Annotated in this window: 12 protein-coding genes; 4 read left to right on the top strand and 8 right to left on the bottom strand. The window is 40.2% G+C overall.

What is annotated here, in order from left to right:
- The first annotated feature begins 3 nt into the window (after window positions 1-3).
- From JN11_RS21585 to JN11_RS21570, 4 genes are read left to right on the top strand one after another with little or no spacing between them, the layout of a single operon-like run.
- Entirely contained in the window at window positions 4-1446 is a 1443-nt protein-coding gene (locus JN11_RS21585; protein WP_211360876.1) for a phytoene desaturase family protein, read from the top strand.
- 16 nt (window positions 1447-1462) lie between these two features.
- On the top strand, window positions 1463-2086 hold the full coding sequence (locus tag JN11_RS21580; protein WP_211360875.1) for a c-type cytochrome: 624 nt from the start codon (window positions 1463-1465) through the stop codon (window positions 2084-2086).
- Window positions 2055-3341, top strand: coding sequence for a sulfite dehydrogenase (gene soxC, locus JN11_RS21575; protein WP_246139068.1), 1287 nt, complete (start codon window positions 2055-2057; stop codon window positions 3339-3341). The genes JN11_RS21580 and soxC overlap by 32 nt, the downstream gene beginning before the upstream one ends.
- Before the next feature lie 53 nt (window positions 3342-3394).
- Window positions 3395-4792, top strand: a complete 1398-nt coding sequence (locus JN11_RS21570; RefSeq protein ID WP_144916060.1) for a YeiH family protein — start codon at window positions 3395-3397, stop codon at window positions 4790-4792.
- 546 nt (window positions 4793-5338) lie between these two features.
- Here JN11_RS21570 and JN11_RS21565 read toward each other — a convergent pair.
- From JN11_RS21565 to JN11_RS21530, 8 genes are all read right to left on the bottom strand, one after another.
- Entirely contained in the window at window positions 5339-6481 is a 1143-nt protein-coding gene (locus JN11_RS21565; RefSeq protein WP_144916059.1) for an alginate lyase family protein, read from the bottom strand.
- Between the two features lie 102 nt (window positions 6482-6583).
- Window positions 6584-8095 carry a family 43 glycosylhydrolase gene (locus tag JN11_RS21560; protein ID WP_144916057.1) on the bottom strand — a complete coding sequence of 504 codons (1512 nt, stop codon included), beginning with the start codon at window positions 8093-8095 and terminating at the stop codon, window positions 6584-6586.
- Between the two features lie 87 nt (window positions 8096-8182).
- On the bottom strand, window positions 8183-9763 hold the full coding sequence (locus JN11_RS21555) for a GH39 family glycosyl hydrolase (RefSeq protein WP_144916055.1): 1581 nt from the start codon (window positions 9761-9763) through the stop codon (window positions 8183-8185).
- Between the two features lie 129 nt (window positions 9764-9892).
- The gene (locus tag JN11_RS21550; RefSeq protein WP_144916054.1) at window positions 9893-11602 is read right to left on the bottom strand and encodes an alpha-L-arabinofuranosidase; all 1710 of its coding nucleotides are present in this window, start codon (window positions 11600-11602) and stop codon (window positions 9893-9895) included.
- A gap of 83 nt (window positions 11603-11685) precedes the next feature.
- Entirely contained in the window at window positions 11686-12909 is a 1224-nt protein-coding gene (locus tag JN11_RS21545; protein WP_144916052.1) for a glycan-binding surface protein, read from the bottom strand.
- 39 nt (window positions 12910-12948) lie between these two features.
- Window positions 12949-14517 (bottom strand): RagB/SusD family nutrient uptake outer membrane protein, encoded by a 1569-nt coding sequence (locus tag JN11_RS21540; protein WP_144916050.1) that lies wholly within the window; start codon window positions 14515-14517, stop codon window positions 12949-12951.
- 11 nt (window positions 14518-14528) lie between these two features.
- Window positions 14529-17693, bottom strand: coding sequence for a SusC/RagA family TonB-linked outer membrane protein (locus JN11_RS21535; protein ID WP_144916049.1), 3165 nt, complete (start codon window positions 17691-17693; stop codon window positions 14529-14531).
- Between the two features lie 592 nt (window positions 17694-18285).
- The gene (locus JN11_RS21530; protein ID WP_144916047.1) at window positions 18286-22491 is read right to left on the bottom strand and encodes a hybrid sensor histidine kinase/response regulator transcription factor; all 4206 of its coding nucleotides are present in this window, start codon (window positions 22489-22491) and stop codon (window positions 18286-18288) included.
- Between the last annotated feature and the right edge of the window lie 280 nt (window positions 22492-22771).

Genomic DNA, 22771 nt, shown 5'->3' with positions numbered 1-22771 from the left:
TTAATGAAAACAGGAAGTGTTGATTACGATGCAGTAGTAGTAGGCTCAGGACCAAATGGTCTTGCTGCAGCCATATTATTGCAACAAAACGGGCTTTCTGTTTTACTGATAGAAGGAAAAGATAAAATTGGCGGCGGTTTACGCACAGAGGAACTAACCCTGCCAGGTTTTTTGCATGATGTATGTTCAGCCATTCATCCTATGGCAGTGGCCTCTCCATTTTTTGAAACGCTTCCTCTTGGTGAATACGGTCTGGAGTATATCTATCCCGCAGTGGCGGCAGCACATCCATTTGATGACGGAAGCGCTGCTGTGCTTAAAACGTCTGTTTTGGAAACGGCTGACTTATTGGGAGCTGATAAAAATGCTTATTTAAAACTGATACAGCCGCTGGTAAAAAGCTTGCCGGATATTGCAGCAGATGTGTTGGCCCCATTACATTTCCCTAAACATCCATATGAAATGGCGCGTTTCGGATTAAATGCTTTAGCGCCCGCAACACAACTTTCCAAACGGTTTGATACAGAAAAAGCAAAAGGGCTTTTTGCAGGAATGGCTGCCCATAGTATCCAGCCATTAAGCAATATGGCAACTTCAGCAATTGCACTTGTTTTAATGGCCAACGGTCACTTGAAAGGATGGCCGGTGCCCAAGGGCGGCTCAAAGAAAATTTCTGAAGCCCTTGCTTTATATTTTTTATCCCTGGGTGGTAAAATTGAAACCAACAGATATATTACGTTATTAGATCAGTTGCCATCCGCACGCGCCATACTTTTTGACATTACCCCAAAACAACTTCTTACAATAGCAGGGCATAAATTCTCATCAATTTATAAGTGGCAATTGGAGCGATACCGTTATGGAATGGGCGTGTTCAAAGTTGATTGGGCATTAGATGCTCCCATACCATTTACTGCTGAAAATGTTCGGGATACCGGAACCGTTCACATAGGAGGCAGCTTACAGGAGATTGTAGAAAGCGAACAGCTAACTTCTAAGGGACATCATCCTGAAAAACCCTTTGTGCTGCTGGCTCAACAAAGCTTGTTTGATCCTTCACGTGCACCAAATGGAAAACATACAGCCTGGGCTTATTGCCATGTTCCTAATGGTTCATTCAAGGACATGACAGACGCGATAGAAAAACAGGTGGAGCGTTTTGCACCTGGCTTCCGTGAAAGAATTATTGCGAGAAGCACCATGAACACCGGTCAACTTGAGAGCTATAACCCCAATTATATTGGCGGTGATATTAACGGCGGAATTATTGATCTGGCACAGCTATTTACAAGGCCAGCCTTGCGCTGGTCGCCTTACCGTACATCGGCAAAAGGTATCTATATCTGTTCGTCTTCTACACCGCCTGGCGGCGGTGTACATGGTATGTGCGGGTACCATGCTGCTAAATGTGCCTTGAAGGATGTATTTAACATCAATGTCAAATGATAAATATTGAGTTGAAATGAAAAAAAAGATACGGGGCAGGTCTATTCGTTTTATTATGGTGATTGCTTACGGGCTGATTGCCGTGATGCTGATGGCTTCGCATGGCAACGGAGCTGTTAAACATCAGCAATGGAAAGGACAGGATACAACAAAATGGCCGGCAACTTTTGGTTTTGGACGCACTGCAACAGCCCAGGAAATCTCTCTTTGGGATATAGCAATAAGGCCCGATGGTAAGGGCTTACCATCAGGCGAAGGCGATGCAGCTAGGGGAAAGGTATTATATGCGTTAAAGTGTGCTGCTTGTCATGGTGAGAATGGTAGGGAAACGCCGGGATTTAAACTGCCCGCCCCGGCCCTGGTAAGTGACACCTTATTTAAAAGTAAGCCTAAAACCATTGGTAATTACTGGCCCTACGCAACAACGTTATTTGATTATATGAGACGCACCATGCCTTATAATCTTCCCGGCTCATTAACAAATAACGAGGTTTATAGCTTAACAGCTTTTTTGCTGGGTTCCAACCAGATTATAAAACCCGATTTTATATTAAATGCACAAACCTTACCGCGTGTAATTATGCCCGCAAAAAAGCTTTTTGTGGTTGATGACCGAAGGGGTGGGGCAGAAGTTAAATAACAATGAGCTGATGGAGGAAAATAAGAATACCGAAATGAATAAAACACCGGGAAGGATAAGCCGCCGTACCTTACTAGGCGGGGCACTGGCTGCTGCTATTATCCCGGTTAGTTCTTCTTTTGCGAAATACATACAAGCCGGAGTCCCTGTTGGCCCGATCAGCGATCCAACAAAAACAGTAGGCCCGGGTCCGAGCGTACTTGGTAAACGTTCTCCTTTTGAGCACCCTGTTCGTAAGCCGTCAGATCTATCATCTCGCACCCCTTTACAGGATTTATATAGTACCATAACGCCATCAGACCTGCATTTTGAAAGGCATCATGCGGGAGTAGCAACCATTGACCCTGGTAAATATGAATTGCTTATTCATGGGATGGTTAGCAGGCCCATGAAGTTTACTCTAGCTGATCTGAAGAAGTTTCCCTCATTTACAAGAATCTGTTTTTTGGAGTGTGCAGGCAATTTTAGAACCGGTAAAGAAGAAATGACACCGCAGGATGTACTTGGCTTAACCAGCCAAAGCGAATGGACCGGGGTTATGCTCTCTACCTTGCTGAGGGAGGTTGGCGTAAGTGAAAAGGCATCATGGCTGCTCGCCGAAGGTTCAGACGCATCTCTAATGACAAGGAGCATTCCCAGGAAAGGGTGGGATGAGGCAATTATAGCGTATGGTCAAAATGGGGAGGCTTTGCGTCCCGAACAGGGATATCCAGCCCGTTTACTGCTACCTGGTTGGGAAGGCAATACCAACGTAAAATGGATAAGACGAATTGAAATATCTGATCAGCCTTTTATGACGAGGGAAGAAACATCCCGTTACACTTATCCGGTTAAGGATAAGATCAGAATGTTCAGCTTCGAAATGGATGCACGATCGATAATTACCTATCCTTCTTTTCCTCAAAAAGTAGACCGTGGGTGGATAGAAATAAGAGGTATTGCATGGACCGGAAGGGGGAAAATTGTAAAAGTGGAAGTAAGCACAGATGCCGGTAAAACCTGGAGCTCCGCCAAACTACAGGAGCCTGTACTGGATAAGGCACATACCTTGTTCAGATACCTATGGCAGTGGAACGGGGAAAATACAGAAATATTAAGCAGAGCAATTGATGAGACGGGGTACATACAACCTACCTTAAGGCAACTGGTGGATGCCCGGGGTACAGATCTGGGCGGATATCATTTAAATCCGGTTACTTCCTGGCAGATAAGAACTGATGGCAGTGTATTATTTAAACCGGAAAATTGGAAATAAGGAGACTAAAAAACACAATAAATATCATTCAAAAATAATTTAAATTAAACATTATGACAGAAACAACTCATACCGAAGTAACCGGTATAAATAAACCCTCCATCTGGCAGGAATTCTGGTCGAAAGAAGACTGGTGGGCGGTTTGGCTTGGCCTGGGTATTGTGGCCTTGGCCTATGTCCTTTATCTTACGGGCTCCAGCATTTCATGGATTGCGGTGGCTCCGGCCAAATGGTCAACCTTATCACAGCTTTCCACACAATTTTCAAAGAACGGCATTAAGTATCTGGCTTTGCTTGCGGCATTCCTCGGGCTCTTTACCATAGTAATTTCCTTCATCGGGCAAAAACCAAAGGCATTTATTCCATCGTTCATTTTTATTTTTGTACTTTCAACAGTCATCTACGCCATAGGCAGCTGGGATCAGGCCAACCGCTATAACCTGGAACCACCATTGCTGGCTCTTGCGCTTGGATTATTTATTTCAAACGTAATTGGATTACCCCGTTGGCTGGATGCCGGATTCAGGGTAGAGTTTTATATTAAACTGGGTATTGTATTGCTGGGAGCTACCTTGCCTTTTACATTAATTATCTGGGCTGGACCCGTAGCTATTTTACAGGCATCAATTGTTTCCTTAGTTACCTTTTTTGTTATTTTCTTCACTGCCCGAAAGCTTGGTCTTGACCATCGGTTAGCGGCGGTATTGGGGGCAGGTGGTGCTGTATGCGGTGTTTCTGCTTCAATTGCTGTTGCGGGAGCCGTACGGGCCAAGAAGGAGCATCCGCCAATTGCGATAAGCCTGGTGGTGTTTTACGCCATTATTCTCATTTTTGCTTTGCCACTGGTTTCACGTGCAATTCACCTGCCAACAGGGGTGGCAGGCGCCTGGATAGGGACGTCAGAATTTGCTGACGCTGCCGGTTTGGCTGCTGCTCAATCGTATGGTGGTCTGGCTGGCACGCATTTGGGTATTTCCGGAACAGCTGAACAGGCCCTTGCATCTTACACACTGATCAAAGTAATAGGACGGGACATCTGGATCGGTATCTGGTCATTGGTATTGGCGCTTATTTCAGTTACTGTTTGGGAGCGTACTGAAACCAACTCAAAGGTTCAGGTTGGACAGATATGGTGGCGCTTCCCCAAATTCGTAATTGGGTTCCTCATTGCTTCAGTGGTTACTACACTTATTGTACACGGAAATACGCTTACTGATTACAATAAATTGGTGAAACCATCGCTCATTCTCCCTATAACGGCATTGCGCACCTGGGTGTTCACCTTTAGTTTCTTAAGTATTGGTCTTACTACTCGGTTCCGTGAATTGGCTGCGGCAGGTATCAAGCCTTTCGCCGCATTTACTTTCGGGGTTGTTGTAAATGTAGCTTTGGGATACTTCCTATCAGTAATTGTTTTCGGTCATTATTGGTCTTCAATTGTGACACATTAACACATGAAAATTTTAGATTTAATTAAACCAGGTAATTCTGAGCAGATTTGCCAAAAATGTATACACTTCCAAAACGATCCTGCTGTTATAGAAGCGGTTTATCCCGGACTCACAATCATGAGTTCGGGGTTTGCCTCCGTTAGAGATCAGGATGGGTTATGTAATTATAATCAACTTTATCTTTCCGCGAGGGATAGTTGTCCGCACTTTATACCGCGCATTTCTGGGTTTAATCGAGGAGAGATTGAAAATTCAGTGCGATCTGAAAGTTAAATAAAAATATGGGCACTGATTTGTATGCTCCTAACGATACTGTACTGTTATTGGAGATAGGCAAAGAAATAAGAGGTGATTTCAAAGTTTTCCACATGTTATTAGCAAAAAAGGCTCGAAAAATTTTGTTGTCTATTTTTAACTTATTGATGCTCAATGAAAAATCAATTTTTGTATCGAAAAAGCTAACCTAATTATCACTGCTACCGAACGGTATGCATTTAGTTTGATTGAACAAGCACAAGTGATCGGGTTAAAAAGATCTTTTAATTTTTAATGATTATCCCTACTATAGAAAAGTAAAGTACCAAAACCCATATGAGCACTATCAAAGCCCTCAGGCTGCATTTTGGCAATCATTTTCGCAGTATAAGGCATTTGAAAATCCTTTATGCGAACGTAGTGATTATAAACCATTTCATATATCGGAATCAGCATTCCGCGATCTTTATCAGATATTTTGCTAAGGTTTGAATATTTGCCCGTTACTTCCTTATATGTTTGGAAAGGTACATTGTAGCCTAAATTGTATTTGGCTACATACTCAAAGCCCAGCAGCAGACGGTTATTGTATGCGCTGTACAAATCATCGCCTTGGTTATAAGCAATTTCGCAGGTCGACGCCAAACATCCTATTCCGAGCATGGTATGCACCTGGTCACGGCCACTTTCCTGTACCTGTCCGGTAAGGCTATCTATATAGTGCTTAACATTCCCGTTGTCATACCCATTCAAATAAAAATCAACTGCTTTGTTGTACATCTTCAGGTTATCTAAAAAAACTGCACTGCCTAAATACATGTTGGTAACGCAGGCGCCCCAGTTACCATTGGTATAAGGAGGCTGGTTATAAAAATTATCGCAAACGGGTAAAAATACCTTTACAATCATCTTTTTAATTTTTTCTATCTGGCTGGCAGTTATCCCTTTGTACGTATAACGCAATATCTCGGCGGCATTAACTATCTTGTTGCCTTCTAACCCGGCAAGCAAGGGCGCATCGTTAGTTGGAGGTATCAATTGCAGGCTATCGGCATACGCTTCCAGAATCTCAAGTGACTTTTTAGCATGGGTCTCCTTTTTAGTAGCGGCCCACATTAATGCGTTAAGATAGGCTGCCGAAAAATCGGCTTCCATTTTAGGTTTAGTGTATTTATAGTCACCATCACGGGCGATAATCTTAAATGGGCCACGCATTTTATAATCAGCCTGGGCCAATGGATTTTCTTCCAATAATTCGTACGAACCGTATTGCGGCTCCGTTTTGTTTTGTACGGCATAGTAAATTTTATCGAGTGAGGCCTGTGACTGTAGTAGCCCCGGATGAACAAAATGTCTCTGAGCGAAGGTGTTCATACTAAGGCAAATAAAAGCACTGATAAGGGAGATCAAAATAATCGGGTTGAATTTCTTCATACTGGTAGTTTGAGTTGCATGTGGGCGTTCCAATTTTAATAAAACGATTTATTAAATCGTAAACAAGTGTCTATCACAACAATGATTTTAAGAGTTTTATTTTCAATCCAATGGTTTGTAAATAAAATTCTTGAACTTAACATTTCCATTCCCTATAGAACAAAGCCCTAATCGTAAACTTAAAAATCCGCTTAGGACATTATGATTATAACCGGATACTTCGACAGAGTTTTCTATTTTGGTCCATTTTTGACTGTCTAAGCTGTAATACATATCAATGGTATTTTTAATATTTTTCAAGCGTATAAACACATGTCTTTTTATTACTGCTTTTGCTGTTGGAAATTGCCAGCCCCGAAGATTAGCCAGAATATTTTCCTTATCTGCTAAAATTCCGGAATAATATTTATTGTCATAAAAGAGGACCAGTCCTCCAGTTGCCTCTCCTTCAATAATTAATTCTATCTGGGCAATGTAGGAATGATTCGATGGGATGCAAAGTAAGGGCGCACAATCACCAATAGAGTTGCCTTTTGCTTTTATCGTTAAGCATTTATTAACCAAATGAAATCTAGTGGTATCATACTCTCTGAAAAATTGCCATTGGGTTTTTAAATCATTTCCACTAAAGTCATCATTAAGTGAAAACGTACTCTTTGAAATACTTTTAGTGGGCCTTTTAATAGGTTCGTCTGTTTTAATACCGACAGGTGATTTATACCAACCGTCCTTGGTCCATTCTATAGGTTGAAGCAAGGTCTGACGGCCCATATTGTAATAACCATTTTCATAGCCGTGAAAAACCATCCACCATTTCCCCTTTGCGTCTTCAAACAAAGTACCATGCCCTTTGGACCACCATTTTTCCGAATTTTGCTTTGTTCTGATGATGGGGTTGTAAGGAGAGTTCTCCCACGGCCCAAAAGGGGACCTAGAACGTGCTGATATTACCATATGACTTGTTGCCGGCCCAGCTGTTCCACCCTCGGCCACCGTAAGATAGTAATAATTGCCGCGCTTAGCCATCTTAGGACCTTCCATACAGAAACATTCAATTGACCAATCGTGGGGTATTTTCCAGCCATCGTACGAATGTTTAAACTCACCGGTAATAGAAAGACCATCGTCAGACAAAGGGACATAACCTCCATTATTGAAATACAAATAGCGCTTGCCCAGGGAGTCTGTAAAATGACCGGGATCGATATAGTTGATCTTCAGATCTACCGGCTCGCTCCATGCCCCGTTAATAGCATCAGCAGTCACTACATAGGTGGTATTACCTGCAGGGAAGTAGATGTAATATTTATTCTTGTATTTAACCAGGTCGGGTGCCCACACTGAGCCAACATATTTGTGTAAGGCATGTGTTACCGGTGTCCAATTTATCAAATCTTTTGAATGCCAGATCAATAACCCAGGGTAGTACTCAAATGAAGAATGAACGATATAGTAATCGCTGCCGTCGCGCAATAGGCTGGGGTCAGGATAGTCTCCTGCAAAGATTGGGTTTAAATAGTAATCTTCTCCTTTTGCTTTGGTATTTATCTGGTATTGAGCATTTGCAAAATAAGCCAATAAGATGAGTACGACAGTCGTAATAATTTTTTTCATGATTTACTTATGATAACCGGTTTACCCATCTAGTTTTTGGACGTCCTGATCGTGTGTTTTAACATTATTGCCGCAATCGGCTAAACTCTAATTAATCCGGGTTATATTGATCAACAACACCTCATTCTGCCGGATGATAAATTCTTTGTCAAAATTGCCTGATGAATTAACGTTAACCACCCGGTGCTCAATAGGAGTATCCTTATCGTGTTGCTTTAGTATTTTGACCTGTTCTATCGTCAGTTGTGGGGGCGACCCGAGCTTGAAATATGCTGTATAAGGGTCGTTTTCCTGATAGCCGGTCTTGTATACGCTTAAAACATATTTCCCCGGTTTTAATCCGTGAAGTTTCAATTGTGCAGGTGGTAAAGGTTTGGCCGGCAGATTCCTTTTATAAAATACCTGGTTATTGACGCTATCTCCTGGATGATCAATTGTAAAGTCCCATAATAATGCTTGTATATTACCCCTGGTGTCCTTACAAACGATGGCGCTGGAATCCGCGCACCGAAGTTCAGTATTGCCAAGCTGGTTTAAATATTTAAAAGCATAATATGCCGGTTTTTTAATGTCTTCATAATTGACCAGGCCAAAACCTCCGTGAAAAGGCGTTGTCCGCGGACCCGCTTCTTCAAAAATATCGGTAAAGGTCCAGTATGACATGGAATTAACATAGGATCCGGCATGTTTCACCGTATTTAAAATATAGGCTGCTTCATGGTAACTGTCATGAACCGGATCTGATGGAGTATAGGAAGCACTCCACTCGGTATAATGTAACTCCAGGTTAGGCATCGCGGATTGTGCAATTTTTCTTTTTGAATTGCGCATGTTATCCGCAACAGCGTATCTGTTTTGGCTGAGGACAGTTCCGGCATTACCAGTCGCATCCAGGAATCCCTGATTTACACCATAATCGTGGGTACTGATGAAATCGATTGGTGCTTTTTGCTGCGAACAAAAATCAATCATTTCCGGTATCCAGGCATTCCCCGCAGTGGCAGGGCCACCTACGCGATAATTGGCCGACACGCTTTTAATAGCTATAGCCGTTTCTTTGTACATTTTAAAATAATCCTGTTGCGTGCCGGTAAAGAAGCCGCCTTTCAGATTAGGTTCGTTCCATACCTCAAAATACCAGCTTGCTATTTCCTTTTGACCATATCGCTGTGTCCAGTGCTCAACGAGGGCCTTAATCAAATCGTCCCATTTCTGATAGTCTTTTGGTGGTGTAACATTTCCTTTCCACCAGAAAATAGTTTGGGTACCGCTTGCCAGGGCACCCGGCATAAATCCTACTTCAACAAATGGCTTCATGTGTATCTGGAGTAAAAAGTCGAATAGATCATCGATGTATTGCCAGTTATAGATTGGATGACCAGCTTTATCTTCAAAATAAACACCCATATCATCAGATAGCAGACCATGAAAGCGGATGTATTGAAACCCGCATTCCTCATGCGCCATCTTCAATTGCCTTTGCCAATCGGCCCTTAAACCCTCATTGGCACGACCTGCACCTACACACATTTTAAAACTTTTAGATAGTGGCCCTTTTACTTCGCCCAAATCAACGGAAATGACTCTATCATTTGATTTTTTTTGTGCTGTTGCAGTAATAAAAAAGGTAGTTAATAAAATAATCGAGATAAAATACTTTAAGGGCATATGTTTAATTTTTATTGTTAGAAATAAAATTACTCATGAAAATTTATCTTTTTAGTTGTTGTAAACTTGTTTATTGTTGCTTTTATATCAGGTGAAACATAAATCGAGTGTATTTTTACGATAAATAATTTATTTCTTACTATCAGCTACCAGGAAAATCACAGATCGCGGGGGCACCGAAACTTTAATACCGCTATTCATAGTGGACGAGGAAGCTGTTAATGTTAAATAATCTGCAGGCCCACCATTGGCGCCATCGGGCCCATTACCATTTATATATACCTTGCCTGAGAATTCGCCGTTATCAGTTCCGCCGGTAAAAGTATAATAATAATACCTGGTACCCGGTGCGAAATTTTTTAAGCTGACACTTACTATTTGGGATGAGGTGCCTTTGTTCACAATTACTACACCAGCTTCTCCAGATGTGAAAGATGATGCATAACTTAATACATCGCCGCTTCCCCCTAGCACCGATGAACTCACCATCCTATCGCCAAAATATTTCTGGAAATAGTACATATAATAAAATGCAGGCCGGGGATTCCATTTGCTAACGCCATCGGGCTCGTCACCGGCATTAAACATACCCATATCGTCGCCGTTGTTCCATCCATTGGCGAGGTCCCAGCGGCTGGCCATGCCAAACTGATTTTTAAGTAATTCGCCTAAAACCATAGTAGCATGAATGCCTGCTATAAATGATGTCATTTGTTTTGAGCCGATAGTGAATAAATTCCATTCAGTAAGGGCAATAGGTTTTAATGAAACTCCACCCTGTGTAGTGGTGGTATTCATCCAGTCCATAACTGTTTGTGATTCGGTTGTTGGTGTATTAAGAATAGTGGCTGCTGTTTCATTATCTGATCCGGTAAAATAATCGTGTACAATATAAAAATCGGCATAATCACCGGCCGAGGCGAACAGTCCCGAATTCCATGTTTTATCAACCGAATTCCACGAGTTTACGGGGTTAGTACCCACAAGCTGGGCACCAATTTTAATTTGAGCGCCAACATCGGCAGCTGCTTTACGCATGGAATCAGCAAATACTTTAAAATGGATGCCATATAGGGCGCCGGTGATGATCTGAGGCTGGCCGTCCTTATTTTGTGAGAGATCAATTCTCCAGCCAGCTTGCCACGGACCACCGCTTTCGTTGCCAATTTCCCAGTATTTGGTGCGCCCTTTGTCATAGCGTACCCAATCAGCAGCCAGGTGAGCCGCCACCTGGTCGGGATGTGCGCTTGTACCGTAACGGGCATAACTATAATTAACTGTTATAATGCCCGTACTGTTGGTTTGCTTTAGGGCTGCATAATAGTTGTCTAATGATAAGGTCCAGGCGGCTGTATTATTGCCTAACCAATAACTGGCAGCAACGGTATTGCCGTTTGAATCATACAAATTAGCAGGTACATCAGCCGGCAATACCCCATTCCAGAAATAAACGCTCGAAATATTTCCACCAGGGAAGCGAAGAATATTGGGCGATAAATTTTTAATATTATTTATTAAAGTCGGTTCCGTAACTAATTGCCCCATATATGGATTGGTATTATTGCCATAAAGGTATTTAGGCACCTTTGTAATTACGGTACTATAGTCAATATTTACAGTTACAGTAGCACTACCTGATGGCTGGGCTATATCGGTATAAAAAGGTGTTACAAAAGTTTTAGATACCCAATCGTCCAGGAAGAAACCCACAGACTTAGCAATCACCGGATCTTTTTGCGGGGCTATACTTGTAACGGTTGTATCAGGTTTATTGCCTTTTTTACAAGCAGCAAAAGCTGAAAGGCAAAATAAAGCCAGGCAAAATATAATTAATTTCATGGTGTTATTTTGTTCTAAGAGGTTATAAAAATGCTTATACCCGCTTCTGTATTGAACAGTAAGTGGGTATAAGCATTATCTGGTTAGTTGATTTTTACAACTCTGATATTATCAATAGCCGCAGTAAAAGCTGTAACCGCGCCTGAACTGTCATTGATGTACCAGATATTCATACCATTATTACCGCTAGCACCTACTAAATCCGTTATAGATGCAACTTGTGTTCCTGTACCATTATTTGTCAAGAAGTTTGATAGCGGTATAGTTACAGTTTGCCAGCCATTTGTAGTAAATGCAGTTGTTTTACCAGTGCTGCTTATCCATGGGGTATAACGTGCTATATAATTAAAACTATAATTTACAGCAACATAAATAGCACCATTAACCCATGGTGTAGTTGTTGGAACCGATATTTCGAACTTTACGGCATAACTGGATAAACTGCTGTCAATATCTGCAATAGGTACCCATTGACTGGCTCCCATGTTTACTCCACGACCACCATTATACCAGGCAAAGTCGTCAGCCGCAAGATTAGTAGCAGTCAACACATTATAACTGCCGGTATTACCCGGAAAATCCGTGGAACTGCTTGACGTATTTGATCCCCAGGGATAAGTATTTATACTATCCCAGTTTTGGAATACGCCTGTTACAAAATCATGGACTGTGTAAACAGTTGTTGCTTTACCCGATTTTGTTGTAACAGAAACAATACCGCCGGTCTGCGTAACTCCTGCAGGCACTGCCAGGCTAATGTATGTACCATCATTTGAAGACTTATAACTAGTTACCGGCAAACCTGCATAGGTTAAACTCTGCACAAAAAAGAAATTAAACCCGTATATCTTAACTGAATCGCCCGGATTGGCGTCTTCATCAGAAATGCCTGAAATTGAAGGCGCCGGGGCAACAATGGGGAACGAAAAAGTAGTTTGCCCGTGTGTTGTGACATAGGTTATAGTATTAAGCGTTTTCGATGGTACCGAAGGAAATGCAATAACTGATGGGATCAGTACAACAGCGCTGGTATCGGAGAACCATGCATCATTAAAAGAAGCGGAAACACCGTCAAAATAAATATTAAGGGCCCCTTTTAAATTTCGGCCAGAAATTACCACCCATTGTCCTGTACCAACTTTGCTTAAAAGGGAGTCGCCGGGATGTGGAACGTAATTACGGATAGCCGTAATTACAGGTGTACCGGTAGAAGAACTCTCCTTTTTACAGGCTGGTAGCGAAAAGAATATAGCAGCGATTATAACAAGCAATAAATAATTATTGACATTGTAAAGTAGCTTTTTCATATATGTATATTTTTAAAGAATAAAATAATTCTATTGATGTTAATAATAAGCCACCGGTGCCTGCAATAATTTAGGATCAGCCGTCTGATCGTTTGCCGGAATGGGCAATGTAAATGTTGCAGCAGTTGCCGGTGTAATAATCAGGTTACTTGGCACTATGGTTGACACACCTGTGCCCGGATTGTAAGTAAATTGCTCCCTTGTTTGACCATTAATAGAGGCAATCGCTGCTTGCGGGTTATAATAAGAAAGACGGACAAGATCGAACCAATACTGGCCTTCAAAAGCCAACTCAATCCGGCGTTCCTTCATCAGGATATCAGGCGTAAGTATTGTAACAGGGTCAACGCCGGCTCTTGTGCGTACAGCATTAAAATATTGCAATGCCTGGCCATTAACAGTAGAACTATTGTTCCCCATCAAAGCTTCAGCGTAAATTAAATACACATCAGCTAATCGCAACACGGTATTATGTTCAATAGAGGACCAACGATCCATGGTTGGCGAATTGTTATCTGCAGGGGTTCCTACTATGTGTTTTTTAACATTGCAGCCGGTAGCGGTATAACCTCCTCCAGCGGCATTTAGTTCGGGATAGTAGTCGCCTGTAAGCATAAAAGTGGCTTTGCGGCGAATAGAATCCTGTTTAGTATACAGGTTAGCGAGGTCAATAGTTGGGCCGATTGCACCTCCCCAGCCAGCACCAGGTACTATGCTTGAGCTTGGCGCAAACTGCGCCTGTATATCATTACCTTGTCCGTAGCCCACACCCGGAGCCCACTGAAAAGCAAAAAGTGATTCGGAATTATCATTGTACTGGGTCCTGAAAAGGTTGTAATAGCTTGGTAAAAGCGCCAAACCGCTTGTATTGCAAACGTTGCCAGCGAAATACGCTGCGCTGTCCAGATCAGTTTGGTTGCGGGTACCGCTCTGGCCTAAACCGGCCCTGGTTAAATATACTTTGGCCAGCATACCCTGCGCCGACCATGTGGTTACACGCCCTGCCTGATCAGATTTGGGCAGATTTGCTGCCGCAAACCTTAAATCGTTTATAATAAATCTGTAAACATCAGTCAGTTTATTGCGCGGAACTAAAGGGTTGGCAATCAGCTTGTCATTGTCTTCAATAATGGGAACAGCTCCCCACAACATTGCAAGATGATAATACGCGGTAGCCCGTAAAAATCTCAATTCGCCAAGGGCGCCATTTTTACCCGCTGCAGATACGCTATCAGGCAACTGGGTGTTTATGGCCTTGATATTTACATTACAATGGGCCACTATAATATAAAAACCCTGCCAAGCCTGCGTAAGGTAAGTATTGTCGCTGGTTATTGAAAATGTAGTGAACTGAACAAGGCCGGAATTGTAAGGTTGCAGCATATTACCGGCCATGATATCCCCGATACCTAAAAGCGGAAAATTATTCCAGTCAAACCAGGGCTGTGCATAAATGGCCGCCGTGGCGAGCCTAAGATCGGATGTGCTTTTGTAAAAATTACTTGTTGTAATTCCGGTTAAAGGGGGTCTGTTAAGGAAGTCCTTTTTACAACTGTTTATCATGATAATGACAAACAATGAGAAAATATATATTTTAATCTTTTTCATAATAATAAATTTTAATTATTCAGAGAAATGTTGGCACCAATTGAAATAACCCTCGGCTGAGCGTAATATCCGTTGTCAATACCAGCAGCCAAAGGATTCCATGAACCTATTTCAGGGTCGTAACCTGTATATTTTGTAATAGTAAATACATTGGTAACATTGGCATATATGCGCAATGATCTCAGGTGTAATTTTGATAAAACACTTTGTGAAAAATTATACCCCAAAGCAATGCTTTTGCATTTTAAAAATGAGCCATCTTCAATATACCTATCAGAGAAAATGGTGTTTTGATCGCCGCTGCTCTGGCTTATCCTGGTAATTTTTGTGCTGGGGTTAGTAATATAAACGTTGTTTATGTCTGACGCAGACCCGCTAGGGTTTATCAGTCCTATACGGGCATAGTTAGCTACACTTGCGAAATAACCAAAGTTTTGATTCGGATCACTTCCGTTAACACCTATCTGGTTAAAAACTTTGTTGCCATATTCGCCTGTCATAAAAACAGTAAGGTCGAAATTCTTATAATTAAAAGTATTGTTTATACCGTATTGGAATTTAGGCAAAGGAGAACCTAAAAAGGTCTCGTCATTGGCATCTATTTTACCATCCTTATTGTTGTCTTTATAGATAACATCGCCTACCCAAACGCCTCCTGAGCCTGGTGTGATTGGTATTGGTCCGCTTCCGTTTTGCCAAACTGCAGGGTATTTGGCAAAATCAGCAGCATCTTTATATAAACCAAGAGTCTGATAGCCGTAGAATTCTCCGATGGATCTACCGACGATTGTTTTGGTATAAGTGCCATATATTGCCGGGGTACCAGGAGATAAGGCAAGTACGGTATTTTTGTTTTGCGAATAGATCAGGTTAGTTCTCCAGTTAAAATCTTTTGATTTAATGTTGGTAGTTGCGATTGAAAACTCAATACCCTTGTTGCTAACTGAACCAATATTAACATAAGGGGCAAGGATAGCACCGGGCGAATAGCCTCCGGCAGCATAGGTTCCCGAATAATAGGGTTCGGTTAGGCTTAATAATAAGTTATCTGTTTTACGATAATAAACATCACCAGTAAAAGTAATCCGGTTATTAAGTACACTGGCATCTAAACCCAGATTGTACTCTTTTGTTGTTTCCCATTTTATGTCTGGATTACCCAAGGTAGAGGTCAACTGTGAATTGCCCGACAGCCCTGTTGCCACAGTGGTTAATGTAGAACCATATGCATATTCGGCAATGTTTTGGTTATTCACTAACCCGTAACTTAGCCTCAGTTTCAAATCATCAATGGCTTTTACATCTTTCAAAAATGCTTCATTGTTCAACTTCCACGCAAATGCGCCTGAATAAGAAGTATTCCACCTGTTGGTGACATCTATTTTTGAAGTACCGTCTCTGCGTATAGTTCCGGTTAATGTGTATTTATCGTCAAAGGTTAAATTCGCCCTGCCAAAATAAGCTTCCAGTGCACCATCGGATTTAATACCCGAATTTAGTGCGGTAGTAGGGTCGCCACTACTAATCGTTGTTACGTTATTGCTGACAAAGTTAGTTCGCGTTGCCGAAACTGTACTGCCATTTACTTTTTGCGCTTCGTGCCCTGCTGTTGCACTAAACCACAGTTTGCTTTTATTAAAGAAATGCGAGTAGGTTAAATAATTTGTAATTGAATTATAAAAGTTTTGCGCACTTGTTGAAGTTCCGGTATTGGTAGTATTTGTATAGGCTCCCATAGTATAAGTGGGATCAAAATAATCCTCGGTAGCAAAATCAAAATTTCCCGAAACTTCATTACGCAATGTCAGGTCTTTTGTAAATTGTATTTCGGCGTATGCATTTCCAATCAACTGATACCTGCTTTTAAAGTCAGTAACAATTGATGCCAATGCAAACGGATTGGCGCCATATGCGCCATAAATATTAGGATCGTTACCACCCCAGGTACCATCTGGGTTTTTCACTTCTACATCCGGGGTCTGGTTCAGTGCCTGTAAAATAACACCGGTATTGGTTGTTGCCACGTTTTCAGCTACGTGGGCAAAAGCTAAATTAGTGCCAATTTTTAACCAGTTGGTTGTTTTGTTGTCAATATTCACTTTCAATGTAGTTCGTTTAAAATCAGAACCTAAAGCGATGCCTTCCTGGGAAAAGTAAGTACCCGACAAAAAATATTTGGTTCTGGCATCGCCACCACTTATGGATATGTTATGGTTTTCTTCAGGAGCAGTCCTATACAAAGCTTTTTGCCAATCGGTACCGGTGCCCAAGTATTGCGGGTTTGCAAACTGGGGCCTCAAATCATAACCGATAATGGCAGCTTTTTCATTCATAAAAGTGGCATATTGCTGTAGGTTCATTACATCGTAATACTTTGACAAAGATTGCTCGCCGGCGTAGCCATCGTAACTTATTAACGGTGGCCCCATAACCCCTTTTTTGGTTGTAATGATCACCACCCCATTTGAAGCCTGGGAACCATATATTGCTGTGGCAGAAGCATCTTTTAATATATCAATTGATGCAATGTCGGAAGGATTGATAGTGGATAATGGATTACTGCCCTCGCCCGGAATAGGCGACTGAACGTTTGGTGGTATTTGTACCCCGTCAATAACATACAGTGGAGGTGCATTTGTAAACCCACCGATACCTCGTATCTGTATATTTACATCACCACCCGGCTGCCCCGACACCTGTTGTACTACTACACCGGCAACTCTGCCCTGTAAAGCCTGGTCAATAGTGGTTGGATGCGCTTCAACAATGTTTGTCGCCGATACCGAAGAAATTGAGCCGGTAAGGTCTTTTCTCTTCGAATTGCCATAACCAATAACTACTACTTCATTTAAGTTACTTGTTGACTGGCTCATTTTTACGTCAATTGAATTACTTGAACCAACGTAAATTTGTTGTGATGTATAACTTATAAAGCTAAAAATCAGCACATCAGTTGATTTTGCCATTATGGAGTAAGTACCATCGGTTAACGATACAGTGCCTGTTGTTGCACCGCTTACTTTAATGCTTACTCCCGGCATTGGTTTAGAATCTTCGGCGCTAATGATCGTTCCGGTAATTCGATGAATTTGCGCGTAGGCGGGCAGCCCCAGCAACATGGTTGCTATAAATAGCATAATGCCGCATCTCATTTTTCTTAGTAAAATTTTTTCCATTTTATACAGGAATTTTAAAAATTGGTAAATAATTGGTTCATAATTCTTTGGTTTGATTGTGTTTTAATTTTCATTCATAATTTATTATTGGTTTTAATACTATAATTGGAATAGTAATGGAAGGAGTTTAAAAGCGATTTTTAAAGATGCTCTTATGCCTCATTTTTATTCCCGCAATCGATTGCGGGAATAGGGTATAGAAAAAACTTATACCGTTTGGTAAGTAAAATTTTCAGCATAGTAAAAAAATAAATTAACCTGGTTAGGGTTGTTAGCTTATAATTGGACAGATAAGTTCAAAGCAGTAATCTTAATTCACTGTGTTGAACAGATATTCTTGGGAATGAAACTATGACAGTTTTAAAAAATGGGATGGCAGATTTGAACATGAATATAGACCAAATGTTCAAATCTATTTAATGTATTGAAAATAAGATAGTTAAATTGTTTTTATTTAATTAACTATCCATTTTTGGATGTGTTTTCATGAAATTTGAAGTGAAATAATAACAAAAATGTTACTTAACGACACAGGTCTATCACGGCATTTTGAAGAAGATTCTTAAAATGAATCAGAAAAAAAATCTATTTGTTATTCTTTGCTTCCCGTTTCTGCCAGGATTCTTTTTTGACGAATGGAGCTAACGTATGCAGACGGGAGGATATTATATTCTTCCTTAAATAATTTTGTGAAATATTTGGGCGTATTAAAGCCAACTTCGTAAGTTATCTGGCTTATGCTCATCTGGCTGTTCTCCAGTAAATAAACTGCTTTTTTTAATCTTATTGATCGAATAAATTCAAGGGGCGATTTTCCTGTAAGCATTAAAACCTTTTTATAAAGTGATCCCCGGCTCATGTTCATCTGGCGGCTTAATTCTTCAACAGAAAGGTTATAGTTTAAAATATTTTGTTCGATATATTCAACTATATTTCTTAAAAGTTTCTCATCATTGGATTGAATGGCAACTTCTTGTAGTTGTATATCCATTTGTTTTTTATAAGTACGTTTAAAGGTATCCTGCAAGATTAGCAGGTTTTTAATTTTTGAAAGCAGTATTTCAAAGTTGAAGGGTTTGGTCATATAATCATTGGCACCAATTTCCAATCCTTTTAACTGTTCCTCTTCACCGGTTAAAGCCGTTAATAAAATGATCGGGATGTGCGAAGTGCGTTTATCATCTTTTATTTTTTTGCAAAGATCTATGCCATTCATTTCGGGCATGCTGATATCGCTAACCATAATATCAGGATGATGTGATAAGGCCTTTTGCCATCCTTCCTTACCATTTGAGGCTTCAATAACTGAAAATATGTTTTTTAGGTTGCCTTTTAAATAAAAACGAAAATCCTCATTGTCCTCCACCAGTAATACTACAGGTTTTTTGTTTGCATATTGATGTTTAAGTCCTGCTTTGTCTTCTTCAATTAGTGGGATATTCAGTTCTTCACTTTCAATTGTATCAATATCTGTTAAGGTAGACACTAAGTTTTCTTGTATAGGTAGCGGTAACTGAATTATAAAACAGCTCCCGTGCCCAGGCTCACTTTCAACTATTATTTCTCCCTTATGCATCTTAACAAATTCCCGGGCTATTGCAAGGCCAATACCACTGCCCTGGTTAAGTAATGACTCAGGTATATCATGCTGATAAAATCTTTCAAATATCTTATCGTGCTTTTCAAAAGGGATGCCAATACCGGTATCAATAACCTTAATTTCAAGTAGCTGAGATTCAACCATCGATCTGTTGTATACCATATTAAGTAAAACACTTACATGGCCACCCATTGGAGTGAACTTAAAAGCGTTAGAAAGCAGGTTAAATAATATTCTTTCTATCTTATCATGATCGAAACTTGTTATTAAGGTTTCCAACTCTGTATCAAATACAAAACCAATACCTTTTTCATCTGCTATATTTGTAAACGACAAAGAGATTTCTTTAATGAATTTAACAATATCGCCGGGCTTATTATGCAATTTTAATTCCTGTATTTCCATTTTACGTAAATCAAGCAATTGATTTACAAGGTTTAATAATCGTTTGGCGTTTTTTCTGATCATGGTTAGCTGTTGCTTCTGGTCAACATCAGTTGTATGATTAAGCATTTTATCAACCGGCGCCATTATCAGGGATAAAGGCGTTCTGAATTCGTGACTTACATTGGTAAAAAACTTAATCTTCATCATGTCAAGCTCATGCATACGCTTAACCTCTTTCCTTTCCTGTTCAATAATAAGTTTTGTTTCCTGCTTTTCCTGTTCGGCAATGAACTTTCTCTTTATCTTTTGTATCCCCCGCTGACGGATCAGAAAAAGTATTCCAAAAATCAGCATTACATAACTAATATATGCTACTGGCGATTTCCAGAATGGGGGCTGTACCTTTATCCTTAAAGCTATATAATTGGGATTCCATGCACCCTCTGAATTTGAGGCCCGCACCTTAAATGTATAATCGCCACCGTCAAGATTGGTGTAGGTTGCCTTGCGCGTTGCATTATCAGCATTAAGCCATCCTTTGTCAAATCCTTCCATCATATACTGATGCTTCACCTTGTGAGGATTAAAAAAATTCAATGCAGCAAACTCAATAGTAAAAACATTCTCGCTATGGTTAAGCGTTATTGACCGGGTCGCCGAAATGGCTTTTGACAGTATAACATGCCCATTAACCGCCTCATTAGCTGCTATGCTTTTATTAAATAGCAGAAAATCGGTGAAAATTAATTCAGGTTTATTAGTATTAGGCTGTATACTTAATGGATCAAAAATATTGAATCCATGGCCGCCACCAAATATCAGTTCGCCCTTACTGGTTTTTAGGGCTGCGTTTACATTAAACTCCCGTCCTTGCAGGCCATCTGTTTCATCAAAGTTTTCAAACTGAAAACTATAGGTACCATTGCTGGGGGACATTGTTATTCGGCACAAACCGTTTGATGAGCTTAACCACATCGCTCCTTTATTGTCCTCCAGTATATCTAATATTGAGTTATCAGGAAGGCCGTTTTTTTTGGTAAGCGGAGTAAACCTCTTTGTTTTAGGATTTAATATATTCAATCCAGCCCGTGTTCCTATCCATATTAGCCCGCGGCTATCCTGATTAATACAATTTATATTATCATCTATTAAGCTATTTTCATTGTTCGCATTTCGTTTATAATGAATCACACGGTTGCCTTCTTTCATTATAACATCAATACCAAAATACCCACCTACCCAAATATTCCCATCCTTATCTTCAAAAATCGAGGATATATAAGGGCATCTGATCTCAGTTTGCTTAAAGGGGTGATAGAATATCTTTTTTGAATTGTCAAAAATTTCCAGGCCACCTGCAAACGTTCCTATCCATAACCGGTGCCTTGAATCTTCAAGGATATTCCATACTCTGTCATCAGCAATACTGGTTGGCACCTTATCATCGTGCTTATAATGTGTAAAGCTGTTTCCGTCAAAACAATCAAGTCCCCCAAAATAGGTACCTATCCATAATTTTTGGTTATGATCAATGCATAAGCTAACAATAATATCATTGCTTAAGCTATTCGGATTTCCCGGATCGTATTTATACTGCTTAAACTTTCCCGTTTTACGGTTATAATAAATTAAACCGCCACCATTAGTGCCAATCCACAAATTCCCTAGCTTGTCTTCAACAAATTTGTCAACGTCTTCAAAACTCAAACTACCTGGGTCTGAGGCAAAATGCCTATAGAGCGGAAACCTGATAATATTGTTATGGTAATAACTTATCCCTTCTTTAAAAGTGCCGGCCCACATAATACCGGTATTATCCTTATAAAGCATTACGCTGTTTTGCCTTAACGATTTAGCATCGTCTTCCCGATTTAATAAATAAGTAATTTTGAAGTTCTTTTTATCCAGTACGTTTATGCCCCCGTGATCAGTAGCTATCCATATAAGTCCGTTATCGGCCTGAACAATATTATTAATGATATTCGACTTTAACTTTGTTTCTCTAGTTTCCTTATTGATATGTCTGAATATGCCCGTTGAGGGGCTGTAATAGTATACACCCATATTTACGTTGGATGCATAAAGCCACAAATCATTGTCCCGATCTACGGTTATGGAATAATAGTTGTTTGTATTTCTACTTACCCTAGTAAAAACATTAGTACGATAGGTAATTTTATTAAGTTTAATATTAAACATCTCAACTGTGCCGTCATAATAAACCAGCCATATATTGCCTTTTGCATCTTCACTAAGATCTGCAACAGTACTCGAGTACAGAGAAGGTTTAGATTTTATATTATGATAGTAACGTTTTGTCTGCCTGCTTAAGGTATTATACCTGTAAATGCCTGAATCGGGACACAAAAACCAAAAATCTCCGTGATTATTCCGCACTATTTTTGAGATAACGGGATAATTTGGAAGTTTTAAAGGTCCGAGTAATAATGACATATCGCTATTAAACTGCTCTGTTTCCGGATCATAAAAACAATACCCTGTGCGTGTTGATATATACAATTTTTTATCAGGTCCTTCGAAAATATTAGTTATAAAATCGTCGAGGAGAGAGTTTTTATTATCAGCATCATGCTTAAATACTTTAAAGTTATAACCATCGTAACGGTTAAGGCCCGATGCTGTACCAAACCACATGAAGCCCTCAGAATCTTTATAAATACAGTTAACCTGGTTGTGTGACAGGCCATCACTTATACCCAGGTGTGAAAATTGGTATTGGCTGCTTTGCGCAAAAGACCAGACGCATGTAAAAAACATGAATGCAAGCAGAACATAACACTTTATGCGCATTGGGGTACGGTTGAAATAGTTCAAAATTGGTGCCTATATTTATGATTGGTTTACACTAAGTTAGTATAATTGTAATATAAACACGTAATATCTGTTTGTAAATAAATTCGCTGTCATAAAATGAAAAACATGTCTGTTTTAGCTTCAATTGTAGTTATAACATTTTTTAAAAAATAACGGGCAGCTGCAAGTATGAAAAATTAAATGAAGACAAAATAGTAACCTAATCACCTATCAGCAACTTTAGAAAATCAGGATGGCGGCTCATTCCAAATTTTAA

Source organism: Mucilaginibacter frigoritolerans (assembly GCF_007830615.1).
Lineage (GTDB): Bacteria > Bacteroidota > Bacteroidia > Sphingobacteriales > Sphingobacteriaceae > Mucilaginibacter > Mucilaginibacter frigoritolerans.
Note: the sequence above shows the minus strand (reverse complement) of the source record. Positions and strands in the feature narration are given on the sequence as shown.